General features: G+C 37.6%; 10 protein-coding genes and 1 tRNA gene. 3 read left to right on the plus strand and 8 right to left on the minus strand.

The window, feature by feature from the left end:
* Positions 1-32 precede the first annotated feature (32 nt).
* Entirely contained in the window at positions 33-2,276 is a 2,244-nt protein-coding gene (locus G440_RS0109760; RefSeq protein WP_026451137.1) for an inorganic phosphate transporter, read from the plus strand.
* Positions 2,277-2,495: 219 nt separating this feature from the next.
* Here the strand turns inward: G440_RS0109760 and serS are convergent, their stop codons facing one another.
* The 7 genes from serS to G440_RS0109805 form a co-directional block, all read right to left on the minus strand.
* A complete protein-coding gene (gene serS / locus G440_RS0109765; protein WP_026451138.1) occupies positions 2,496-3,767 on the minus strand; it encodes a serine--tRNA ligase in 1,272 nt (423 codons plus the stop codon).
* Between the two features lie 400 nt (positions 3,768-4,167).
* On the minus strand, positions 4,168-4,497 hold the full coding sequence (locus G440_RS0109775; protein WP_026451140.1) for a hypothetical protein: 330 nt from the start codon (positions 4,495-4,497) through the stop codon (positions 4,168-4,170).
* A 29-nt stretch (positions 4,498-4,526) separates the two neighbouring features.
* Positions 4,527-5,864: an HTTM domain-containing protein gene (locus G440_RS0109780; protein ID WP_026451141.1), complete on the minus strand. Its 1,338-nt coding sequence runs from the start codon at positions 5,862-5,864 to the stop codon at positions 4,527-4,529.
* Complete coding sequence (locus tag G440_RS0109785; RefSeq protein ID WP_026451142.1) at positions 5,857-6,789, minus strand: bifunctional riboflavin kinase/FAD synthetase; 933 nt, start codon at positions 6,787-6,789, stop codon at positions 5,857-5,859. The genes G440_RS0109780 and G440_RS0109785 overlap by 8 nt, the downstream gene beginning before the upstream one ends.
* Positions 6,790-6,791: 2 nt before the next feature.
* Positions 6,792-7,424, minus strand: coding sequence for an aminoacyl-tRNA hydrolase (gene pth / locus G440_RS0109790; RefSeq protein ID WP_026451143.1), 633 nt, complete (start codon positions 7,422-7,424; stop codon positions 6,792-6,794).
* A 111-nt stretch (positions 7,425-7,535) separates the two neighbouring features.
* Entirely contained in the window at positions 7,536-8,180 is a 645-nt protein-coding gene (locus G440_RS0109795; RefSeq protein WP_026451144.1) for a 50S ribosomal protein L25/general stress protein Ctc, read from the minus strand.
* A gap of 349 nt (positions 8,181-8,529) precedes the next feature.
* A complete protein-coding gene (locus tag G440_RS0109805) occupies positions 8,530-9,468 on the minus strand; it encodes a ribose-phosphate pyrophosphokinase (protein ID WP_026451145.1) in 939 nt (312 codons plus the stop codon).
* Between the two features lie 695 nt (positions 9,469-10,163).
* On the opposite strand from G440_RS0109805, the gene G440_RS0109810 reads away from it, so the two are divergent.
* Positions 10,164-10,245: transfer RNA gene (locus G440_RS0109810), tRNA-Leu, on the plus strand.
* Between the two features lie 168 nt (positions 10,246-10,413).
* Positions 10,414-11,250, plus strand: a complete 837-nt coding sequence (locus tag G440_RS0109815) for a 5'-nucleotidase, lipoprotein e(P4) family (protein WP_034259321.1) — start codon at positions 10,414-10,416, stop codon at positions 11,248-11,250.
* Between the two features lie 31 nt (positions 11,251-11,281).
* On the opposite strand, the gene G440_RS0109820 is transcribed toward G440_RS0109815, so the two are convergent.
* Positions 11,282-12,733, minus strand: coding sequence for a sodium:solute symporter family protein (locus tag G440_RS0109820; RefSeq protein WP_026451147.1), 1,452 nt, complete (start codon positions 12,731-12,733; stop codon positions 11,282-11,284).
* Between the last annotated feature and the right edge of the window lie 150 nt (positions 12,734-12,883).

Genomic DNA, 12,883 nt, shown 5'->3' on the forward strand with positions numbered 1-12,883 from the left:
AAGAAATTTGCAATAACTTAATCTAAGTATAAATGGATAATATTTACTTATTAATGATAGTTGCGCTAGTGGCTTTGGCCGTAGCAGATTTGGTAGTAGGCGTAAGCAACGATGCCGTGAATTTTCTAAACTCCGCCATTGGTTCAAAGGCAATTCCTTTTAAAGGTATCTTGATAATTGCGAGTCTGGGAATCTTCATTGGTGCCATTTTCTCCAGCGGAATGATGGAAGTGGCGCGTAAGGGAATTTTTGTTCCCAGTGAATTCTACTTCGATGAAATAATGATCATCTTTATGGCCGTAATGATTACCGACATCTTACTGCTTGATTTCTTTAATAGTATTGGTTTACCCACTTCCACAACGGTTTCCATTGTTTTTGAACTTTTAGGGGCAGCAGTTATTATGGCTCTTATAAAAATTTCGAATAATGATGCAGAAACATTTTCAGCGCTTTCTAAGTATATAAATACCGAAAAAGCAATCGAAATTATTATCGGGATTGTCTTATCTGTAGTAATTGCATTTACGGTCGGTGCAATTGTGCAATATCTATCCCGACTTATTTTTACTTTTCACATTGAACAAAGAATGAAATATTTTGGTGCCATCTTCGGAGGGATAGCATTAACAGCGATAAGCTATTTCATTTTTATGAAAGGTTTAAAAAGCACTCCATTCTACGGAAATTTTAAAGGTGTTGTAGAAAGCAACACCATACTTACTATAGGAATCAGTTTTATTTTTTGGACGCTCTTTTCGCAATTATTCATGATAATTTTCAAAAAGAGCATTCTGGTAGTTGTGATTGCCGTAGGAAGTTTCAGTCTGGCCCTAGCTTTTGCCGGAAACGATTTAGTGAACTTTATTGGGGTGCCCATGGCGGCATACCATAGCTATATAGATTGGTCTGCTTCTGGAATGGCCGCATCAGAATACAATATGTCAAGCCTTGCCGATGCTGTTCCCGCGGAGCCTATTTTGCTTTTCGCAGCAGGAGCCATTATGGTTCTGACACTATGGTTTTCCAAAAAAGCAAGAACCGTTTCCGACACCGAAATAGATTTGGCAAGACAAGGGGAAGGCCACGAAAAATTTAACCCAAACATGCTTTCCAGAATTTTGGTAAAATCCAGTACGCAAGTTTCTTTAATGTTCGACCAAATTCTTCCGAAGTCGCTTCAGAAGAAAATAGACAAGCGCTTTGAAAAGCCCGTAATCGATCTTCCAAAACACGAAGCCTACGAGTTACCCGCTTTTGATATGATTCGCGCATCCATAAACTTAGTGGTAGCAGGGATATTGATTGCTTCAGCAACTTCTATGAAACTTCCGCTTTCCACCACCTATGTAACCTTTATGGTAGCAATGGGAACATCCTTGGCAGATCGTGCTTGGGGTCGCGAAAGCGCTGTTTATCGCGTTGCCGGTGTACTTAACGTAATTGGAGGTTGGTTCTTTACCGCATTTGTTGCTTTTGCCGCCGCTGGAACCTTAACTTACTTAATTTTTATTGGTCGAGGAGCCATGATCGCAGTGCTTTTATTACTTGCTATTCTATTGTTAGTGCGAAACTATATTTCACATAAAAACAAGGTAAAGCTGAAGTTAAATAAAACGGGGCTTAAGAAAACCGAAAGTAAAACCGTTCAAGGAATCATTCAGGAAAGTGCGGAAAACATAAGTAATGTCGTTTCTCGTTCCAACAAGATTTATACTGATATGCTTCGTGGTCTCGCCAAGCAGGACACCAAAAAACTAAAGAAGAGCAAAAAAGGTGTGAAAAAATTGACTGATGAAGTAGATGAGCTACGCGACAATATATTCTACTTTATCAAAAACCTAGATGATACCAGTGTTCGCGGAAGTAACTTTTACATTATTATTCTTGGATATTTGACCGATGTGGTGCAGTCTTTAGAGTTTATTTCTAAAGCCAGTTATAAGCACGTCAACAACAACCATAAAGCACTTCGTTTTAACCAAATAAAAGATCTTCAAGAAATAGATAGACATTTGGAGGAAGTTTTCAATGAAATTGAAGACATATTCGACAAAAAGGAATTCGAGCGAATTGGAACTGTACTTGATAAAAAAGAAGAAGTTTTTGCCAGCCTAAAAAACAAAATTGAAAAGCAGGTAGAACGAACAAGAACAGAAGAGTCAAGTCCCAAAAACACTACTTTATATTTTAGCCTATTGTTAGAAACTAAAGATTTGGTAACTGCTTTGATGAACCTAATGGAAGAATATCACACTAGTTTTAAAAAGGAGTAAACATAGCTAGGAGAAAAATTGCCACGAACCCGCTTGCCGGAGAGGCAGGTTCACGAATGAATCTTGCCTATAAAATCAAACCCCAAAGGTCTTCGAGACCTTTGGGGTTTTGTTTTTGAATTAATAAACTGCTTTATGCGTAAATTGAAGTAGTTAAGAAGTTGTAAAAAAGCCACAAATACACGAATTGTATCATTCGTGTATTCGTGGCAAAGAAATTTACTTTATAAAATCAAACCCGCAATACGGAACTAAGACTTCCGGGATTTTAATTCCATCTTCGGTTTGGTAGTTTTCAAGGATCCCGGCTAAAACTCTTGGTAGCGCTAACGAACTTCCGTTCAGCGTGTGTACAAGTTTGTTTTTCCCGTCTGTATCTTTAAATCGAAGTTTCAATCTGTTCGCTTGAAAGGTTTCAAAATTAGAAACTGAAGATATCTCCAACCAACGATCTTGCGCAGTTGAAAACACTTCAAAGTCATACGTTAGTGCAGATGTGAAACCTAAATCGCCACCGCAAAGTCGAAGGATCCTGTACGGTAATTTCAACTCACGAAGAATACCTTTTACGTGCTCTACCATTCCGTCCAAAGCTTTATAAGAATTATCGGGATGTTCAATACGAACGAGTTCCACCTTATCAAATTGATGCAAGCGGTTTAACCCGCGAACGTGAGCGCCGTAACTACCTGCTTCTCTTCGGAAGCAAGGGGTAAAACCAGTGCAAGTAATTGGCAAATCGGAATTATTCAATAAATCACCGCGGAACATATTGGTTATTGGAACCTCAGCTGTCGGAATCAAATACAGATCATCAACACCAACGTGATACATTTGCCCTTCTTTGTCTGGCAATTGACCCGTTCCATAGCCTGAAGCTTCGTTTACCAAAAGTGGTACTTGAACTTCAGTATAACCGGCAGCCGTATTTTTATCTAAAAAGTAAGAGATCAAGGCTCTTTGTAAACGTGCCCCTTTTCCTTTAAAAACAGGGAAACCAGCACCCGTTATTTTCACACCGAGTTCGAAATCTATCAGGTCATATTTTTTGGCGAGTTCCCAGTGCGGTAAGGCTCCTTCAGCGAGTTTTGGAACTTCACCTTCACTAAAAATCTCTTCGTTATCATTTTCATCGGTTCCAGCTGGCACCAAATCATTTGGGATATTGGGCAGCGTATAAAGCAACTGTTGCAACTTTTCAGCTGCGTTCATCATCTGGTCGTTCAATTGTTTTGAAGACTCCTTCAATTCAACTGTTTTCTCCTTTAACTCATTGGCCTTTTGAGTTTCACCACTTTGAAAAAGCTTTCCGATTTCCTTGGAATAGCTATTGCTTTGCGATAAAACTTCGTCCAGCTTCCCTTGTGAACTTCGGCGTTCTTCATCTACATTTAAAATTTCATCTAAAGTAGCGGAAGCATCAATACCACGTTTGGCAAGAGCTTTTATGTATTTTTCCTTGTTTTCACGAATGTCAGTTACTAGTAGCATATCCTTAAATATTTTGAAGCGGCTAAGTTACATAAGACCCCAAAGGTTTTCAAAACCTTTGGGGTCTTATTTTTAAGATAAAGTGCCGTTTATTCATTGAGAAACTTAATTAGAGTTTCAGGGTTCATTCTGTTATTGAAAAATGTAATAATGTAAATTTTTTTGGCAGAAAGGTCTATTCGATAATAAAAAGAAACATTCTTATGAACTACAGCTTTTCGAATTTCAAGCCTTTCATTGATTACTGGACAAGCTATTTGTTGAGTCTTAATTTTATCTACAAGGTTTTGAGTTAAATCTCGAAAAATTCGCATTTCCCTCACGGTCCATCGAAATTGAAGGTTTTCAAATATTTCTTTATAGGTAATAAGAGCTAGTCTTGACCAAACTACTTCCATTATCACAATCCATATTTTTGATTTATTTTTCGAAGAACTTCTTCATTTGTATAAATTTTTCCTTCTGCAATATCCTTTAACCCAGCTTGAATAAATGATTTTTCATCTTCAGACACTTCAGAATTCCATTGGGATATCATTTCTTTCCCATCGTTTATAGAATATACTCTTCCAGCTTTTATATCTGTTTTGGCTTCTTCCATAAGCACATCTTCCTCCGAGCTTTCTTCTGAATTCATTTTCAATATTTTTTCCAATTCATTAATAATGCTTGGTTCTTCAACTGCTAGAAGCGCTTCAATTATTTTATATTTCTTCTTTTTTAAATCCATTGTTAATTATAAATCAACATTAAATATAACTATTTTTTTTGAGATTTTTTATTAAATCCCTCAGGTGAAGGCAAAATCCATTCGCTATGTTTAAAAGGATGCCATTCCTCTGCTGCCAAGTCAACATTTGGATTTGTAAAAGGATAGTATTTTCCATAATTCACCCGCACTTTAGCGTCTAGATAAACAGCGACATCTCTTCCCTTTGCGGCTTCCACCTTCTTTATCTTTTGGGCAAGTTGCCACATAATATCGGGCTTCGTGGTTACGGAAGATTGTTGTTTTATCCCTAGGAGTCTTTCGTAATCATACCGCTCCTTTTCTCCAGTGTTTTTGTCGGCTACATACACTTTTAGAGTTCCCCCTTTAGAGCGTAGCATCATTCGCCAACTAAGACGGTGGCCTTCTTCGGTCCATAACACATCGTCTTTAAAAAACCAATGCCGTAATGGAAGGCCGATTTGAAAGAGAAAGTAGATAGAAAAAACACCAACAATCAGACTTTTATTATTTGGAACAATCACTTCATCACCAGTGTATAGTTCTTTCTTCGGAAGAAAACGTCTCTGTAATGTTTCCGCAGAAAAGAAAAACAAAGCAAAAGCGATGGACATATACGGAAATATGCCAATTTGAAAAATAATGGAATTAAAAAGATGGAAGAATACTGAAATAATAAACCCCAACATTCGTGTGCGTTTCCAAAGCATCAACGGCACAATAAGCAAATCGAAAAGGATACCTGTGTAAGCTATCGTCCAATGCACCCAGTTATTTTGTAGTATATCACCAATGAGCCAATAATCACTTTTACCACTCATCAACAATTTCGCCATAGAAGCGTTAAGCCAATCGGGATAAAATTTAGCCACGGAAGCGAAGGTATAAACAATCCAAACCTGAAGTATTAATATTAATAGCACCCAGCGTGGCATAGCGGGATTTTTTATCTTGGGATTTATTTTGGCGTCCAGTGAAAACCATCGATTTGCAGGTAGAAAAGCCATTATCCAGCACAACAACATCATTAAATAATAATGATTGTTATAGTTAGACTTTTGCATTAAGTAGACACAAGTCCACATAAGCGCAAAGGCAATCATACTAAAGCGATATTTATAGCCCAACATTACGAAAATGCCAAAGATACCCATCAGCGCGAAATAGTAATACATTAAATCGCCTTGCAGGTATTGCAAAAAATCGAAGCCGATAAAATTGAATGTGAAGGGTGGCTCTACCAAAGTACGGCGCACCCAGCCTGTAATTAGTGCTCCAATTGCTTCAGTTGCAATCAAAAGTCCAAAGACCGCTCTAAAAAGAACGAGTCCAGTATTGTCTATCTGTTTAAATAGAAATTTATTCACGTTGTTTTATAAACTGTTTAGCCAAGTTTTCATCCTTTTCTATTTCCAAGCGCAACTTTTCTATGGAATCAAAATAGGCTTCATTGCGAATGAACTTCAAGAATTCAATTCTTATTTCCGTACCATACAAATCATCATTGAAGTCCAGAAAATAAGTTTCTATGGTTTTTTCTTTCCCTCCCACGCTTGGATTCGTACCGATACTGGTAATTCCGTAGTAATTTTTATTTTTAATATTGCATTGAACGATATACACACCATTCTTGGGCACCAACTTGTATTTTTCTTTAAGCTTTAAATTTGCGGTAGGATAATTAATGGTGCGGCCAATGGCTTTCCCCCGAACCACTTCCCCAGAAATCATAAAGTTGTACCCCAAATAATTGTTTGCGGTTTCCACATCTCCCGCCTCTAATGCCTTTCGGATTTTGGTAGAGCTTATAGCTACATCATCTAATTCCTTGGCAGAAATTTCCTCAACTTCAAAATCATAGGTTTTACCAAATTCCTTTAAGTCGACGATATCTGCTGTTCTATTTCTTCCGAAACGATGGTCATAACCGATAATTATTTTTTTCGCCTTTAAACTTTTTACTAGAATATCACGCACATATTCCAAAGCCGTCAATCTTGAAAAGGCGTGTGTAAATGGGTGGATCACCAAATTATCAAGTCCTGTTTCTTCAAGTAACTCCGTTCTTTCGTCAATGGTATTTAGCAGCTTTATATCAACATTTTGCTGGAGTACCATTCTAGGGTGTGGAAAAAATGTAAGCACCACGGAGTCTAAGTTCTCCTTTTGAGCAGTTTCTACCAAACGTTTTAAAATAGCTTTATGACCAAGGTGAACCCCGTCAAAAGTACCGATAGTAACCACACTATGGCGGTCATTTTTATATGCGGAGGCCGAGGAATACTTCTTCAAAATTATTTTCCGTTAAAGGTGTTCATGGTAATGTTCATTCCAGCAAGCGCGAAAGATTCGATAATATTACAACTTAATTTCAAACGTTCTGGCAATTGTTTATCTTCTTCTGCTTCCCATTCGCCCAAAACGTAATCTACCTGTCTTCCTTTTGAAAAAGTGTCGCTGATTCCAAAACGAAAACGATTGTAATTTGTGGTTTGAAGTGTATTCTGAATATCTTTCAAACCGTTGTGGCCACCATCGCTTCCTTTCGTTTTAATACGAATGGTGCCAAAAGCCAAGTTAAGATCGTCTGTAATAACCAGCATATTTTCCAAAGGAATTTTCTCTTTTTCAAGCCAATAATTTACAGCTTTTCCACTTAGGTTCATATATGTACTTGGTTTCAGAAAAATAAAGGTTCTACCTTTTACTTTATGCGAAGTAATATCGCCCAATTTGGCTGTTTCCCAGGTAAGTGAATTTTTTTCTGCATAGAAATCAACCACTTTAAAACCGATGTTATGGCGCGTGTTTGCATATTTTGGGCCTATATTGCCCAATCCTACAATAAGAAATTTTTTCATTGGATCTTCCTCTGTGCTAATTTGGTCAGCTTTTGCTGAGAATAATTTTCTTAAAAATGAAAGCATATATCTTTTAAACCTGAATTTGAACTTTCAACCTGCAATTTATAATTGGTAAAAATAAAAAAAGCACCCTGATTTAACAGGATGCTTTCACTTATCTTTAAAAAGAAAGTTTTATGCTTCAGCAGCACCTTCGGCAGCTTCCTCACCTTCAGCAGCAGCTTCCTCTCCTTCAGCTGTTTCAACTTCTTCGTCATCAACCTCATCTGCAACTGCAACACGTGAAGTTCTAACTTGACAAATAACGGTATTCTCTGGGTGCATGATTTTGTAAAGGTCTGATTCAACAGCCTTAGTGTACATTTTGCTTCCAATTTTCATTTCGGTAATGTCAGCCTCAATAAAATCAGGAAGATTTTCTGGCAATGCTTTTACACGAAGGTGACGTGTAACAATACGCAAAGTACCACCATTACGAACACCACGTGCGTTTCCGGTTGTACGAACAGGAATTTCCATAGAAACTTCTTTGTCATCAAAAATTTGATAAAAATCGATGTGAAGAATACGGTCCGTCACTGGGTGAAATTGGATATCCTGAAGAACGGCTTTAACCGTAGTACCATCAAGATCAATTACAACGGTGTGTACGTCCGGAGTGTAAATTAAGTTTTTGAATGCAATTTCTTCTGCTTGAAAACTTAGTGTCTCATCCCCTCCGTAAACTACGCAAGGAACCATTCCAGCATTACGTAGGGCTTTCGTTGCCTTTTTGCCCACGCTTTCTCTTTGTGATCCTTTAATTGTAATAGATTTCATTTTTCTATAAAATTATATATTAATAATAAACTCCCTAAAATGTTGTTTTTTAGGGAGTGCAAAGATAGATTTTATTTTGGATATACTATTTATGATTTATATTTTTTTGATCAAGGACCAAATATAAACAAGCCTGCCCTTGGTGATGGGAATCAGGACTGAAGAGACTCGGAACAAAAAAAACAGAAATGTACGCCACAATCCCCCCTTCAGGTTTGCCTGCCGGCGGAAGGTGATTCCGTCCTGATAGCTATCGGATCAGTGGATTTACACCAAGGCAAATTTTAAATTGGAGCTAACAAAGTAAAGGTTGCTGAGTATTTCGTCTTTTCGGCGAGGTGTACCGAAGCTACATCAAAAACTTCCCACTTATGGATTTATTCGCGTTTACACTCAACATAACATCAGCAAACAATTCCGCACAGCTAATCACTCTAATTTTATCATGCGGTTTTGTAGGAATAGAATCAGAAACAATCAACTCTAAAAGTTGCGATTTTTCAATACGCTCATAAGCGTTTCCAGAAAGAAGTGGGTGCGTACAGATGGCCCGAACACTCAAGGCGCCGCGTTCCATCATTAAATCTGCAGCCGTGGTAAGGGTTCCGGCAGTATCTACCATATCATCAACCAAAACCACGTTTTTCCCTTTTACATCACCAATCAATTCCATATATGAAATTACATTCGCTTTTTCCCGCTGCTTGTAGCAGATAACCACATCACATTCCAAAAATTTTGAATAGGCATAGGCGCGTTTGGATCCACCCATATCTGGTGAAGCAATTGTCAGGTTATCAAGATTTAGGCTCCTTAAATAAGGAAGGAAAATCGTAGAGCCGAAAAGATGGTCCACTGGTTTTTCAAAAAAGCCTTGTATTTGATCTGCGTGAAGATCCATGGTGATTATACGCGTTGCACCAGCAGTTTCCAGCATTTTAGCTACTAACTTTGCGGCAATAGGAACACGGGGTTTATCTTTTCTATCTTGTCTTGCCCAACCAAAATAAGGCAAAACAGCAGTAATATGACGCGCCGAAGAACGTTTGGCAGCATCGATCATTAATAATAATTCCATCAAGTGATCACTATTCGGAAATGTTGAGCCAATCAAAAAAACACGTGCTCCACGAACGGATTCCTCAAAGGACGGTTGGAATTCACCGTCGCTGTAATGAGATGTAATTACGTTTCCTAAAGGTATTCCATAGGCTTTCGCTATATCTTTGGCAAGCGCTTCACTTTGTTTACAAGCAAAAATTTTAGGATCCGGTGCAATGGTTGGCATGGTGTATGTTTTTGTTTAGGCTGCAAAGGTAAAAATTAATCTGTAGTGATTTGGAAAAAATCATTCTTAATAAGAACTGAAAGATAAAATGACATAGGAGAAAATGACGTAAGACAAAAGGACGTATGACATAGGGCTAACGAAATTTGTAAAGTGATATGAAATCTTGCACATTTTGTCTTATCTCGTATTTGTTATCGTCCTTCGTCATTATTAACCTATAAAATGAATTGACCTAACTCCTTCACTCGGGCCCGTCCGAGATCACGAACAATATCTAACTAGTGCTCAAAGTGCTGCCACGAATGGCACTAATTTTCACAATTTCGATCTTTCCTTGAAAATTGTAGCGCAAACAGGTTACTGTAGATTTCACGGATTAAACAGACTTTCAGTCTGTTTTGAATGCCTTGTAACATTAATAACGAATGGTTTAGTCATATCTTTGCTCTCAAACACAACCTGTTAATAGTTAGATTATTATAAGATTAGTGAAATGATAGACATAGGACTAAAATAATATTAGCAGGATTTCAATTCTGGCACATTTTGTCTTACGTCGTATGTCTTACCGTCCTACGTCAATCAATCCGTTCTACGTCATTTTCAGCTTAGGAGATTTAAAAATTAAAAAAAATACCTTTTATAATTTTAGAATAAATTATAAATATTTGTTTATTTTTGCCCTCCCATTTGCTCGAGTGGCGGAATTGGTAGACGCGCTGGATTCAAAATCCAGTGTTTTAGGACGTGCGGGTTCGATTCCCGCCTCGAGTACAAAGAAAAGCCTTGACTTAAATGTTGAGGCTTTTTTGATTGTTATACAATAATATTTAGAACGTGGGATTTCCTCAAATCCTCAGTTCAAAGAGAAACCTCAGCTTAAATCCTAATAAAATTTTATCTTTTAAAATTTCACTTTTTATGGTAATTTTAAAGTAAAAAATGAAAGACCTCATAAGTTTCAAATTAATCACTGCACTCTCAATTACTTTACTAAGTTTTTCGTCCTGTAAAAATCTTGATTTAAAAGAAAGTTCTTCAAGTGGAATAGCCGCTAAAAACATAGAAGAGTATGCCATTCAAGGTGTTTTATGGCAACAAACTTCTGGAGAATATAAAGCACTTTGTTATCAGGCCTTTAATATTGCCAAACTTCAATTAGGGAAAGAATTATCAAACCACGCGACTTCGGATAAACCCTTGGCAATTGTAACAGACCTTGATGAGACCCTTATAGACAACAGCCCTTATAGTGCAAAGCAAGCGAAAATAGGCGAAGGTTTTTTAGCTGAAAATTGGATTGCTTGGGGCAATCTAGAAGCAGCCGAAGCCGTACCGGGTGCATTGGAGTTTTTAAATTTCGCCCACCAAAATGGGGTTGCCATATTCTACATTTCCGATAGATACAATAATCAGCTGCAAAGCACCATAAACAATTTAAAAAAATTGAATTTCCCAAATGCCGACAATGAACATATAATGTTAAAACAAAAAGGTCAAAATAAAGAAAAACGCCGTCTCAAGGTAGCGCAAAATTATAAGGCAGTACTATTTTTGGGTGATAACCTTTCAGATTTTTCAAATATATTTGACCATCAAACGCTAGAATCACGCAACGCGCTTACCGATAAGGAAAGAGCGGAATTCGGTAAAAAATTTATCGTCCTTCCCAACCCAATGTATGGCGCATGGTTAACCGATGGGATTTACAATGGTAAATACGACTGGACGCCGGCACAAAAGGATTCTATTATTAGAAAGAGGTTAAATTCGTACTGATTAATTTGGTTTGCATCACATTACCGGCTGGCTACCGATTCAAAATATTCGCCTTCTTGATAAAGCTTCTACTCTTCTCCGTATCATTTTTAGTAACCAAACTAACAACTACATATAAAATAAGCGAAATGGAGATTCCTATCAGCGCTTGTGTTACGGAAGCTATCTCCCAAGCAACCGGAAGATCTATACCTAGGGCTACTAAAAGATTATAGGTTGAAAATAGCAAACCAAAAAACATAGAGATTGTCGCTGCTTTCGATGTTCCCCTAACCCATAAAAACCCGAAGACCAGTGGTATAAATGCACCGCTGGTCAAGAAATCAGAGCCTATCCAAGAAATGGTTAAAACGGATTGTATTTTTAGTGCAATCACTAATGCCAGAGCACACATAATCAAAGTTGAGATTCTACCTGCCACTACGCTATGCAAGGAACTTACATTGGGATTGATGTATTTCTGGTAAACATCAACAGTTAAAGAAAGCGCTCCCGTATTTATAAGGGAATCCATCGTGGACATAATTGCAGCACATAAGCCAACAAATAAAAGCGCACTCAAAACTGGGTTTGGGATGTTGCTAATTAAATCAGGGATAATACCTGCTTTAGGAACCACATCGTAAATTACAGATGAAAACATTCCTGTATAGGTTACCATGAGATATAGTGGGATAAAAGCGAAGAAACTCAGTAGCATCATCTTTTTGGCATCTGTAGCTTTTTTAGCCGCAGAGATGCGTTGCCAAATATTAGCTTGAATCATCCAAGAAGTACCGAAGGTTATTACATACGCCAGATTATCTGCAACGTTATTAAAGAAGGAAGTGTATCCAGCCTTTTCGTTTGCAATTGCCGTTGCTTTCACCGCATCCATCCCTCCCGACTGGGCATAGGTGATGTAAAACAAAAATATAACAGTAAAAAGGAAAAACAGGAATTGAAGAAAATCCGTGAGCACCACTCCTTTAAATCCTCCAAACAAGGAATAAGTCAAAACAATAATAGTTCCCAAGGTCGCTCCCATGGCATAGCTCATATCAAAAAAGGCATGGAAAAATTTACCGATCACGATAACTTGTACTGCTGAGGCAATCACCATAAAAATTATAATGAAAATGGTTAATAACAGTGAAACCGTACTGTTATATCGCTGCTCCATTAATTGTGGTTGCGAAATGGTTCCTACATTCCGAATTCCTTTTGCGAAGAGAAACATCAAGGCCGTAGCAATTAGAACGGGAACTCCATAAATCCAAAAGGAGTTTAATCCATTTTTGTGCGCATGGTCTACCAGATCGATCGCAGAACCACCACCCCACCAAGATGCAACAAAGGTCACAGCTAATAACCAAGCGGGCAAATTCCGAGAAGCCAGAAAATAATCTTCGCTATTTTCACTCTTTCTATTCCAAATTCCCACCGCAATTATGGCAATTATATAAAGGGCTAAAAATATAATTATAATAGTGGTTCTCTGCATATTTTGACTATTCTGTCATTCTAATTATCGCCAACACTCAATACTTGTACGGAGGGGATGAACACAAGATTCTTTAGAAGTTGAATAAAGTGAATTCTTAAAAAAGGCAAAAATAGATAACTTTCATCGCCCCACTTATTGTTTAAGCAA

It is taken from the genome of Aequorivita capsosiphonis DSM 23843 (assembly GCF_000429125.1).
GTDB lineage: Bacteria > Bacteroidota > Bacteroidia > Flavobacteriales > Flavobacteriaceae > Aequorivita > Aequorivita capsosiphonis.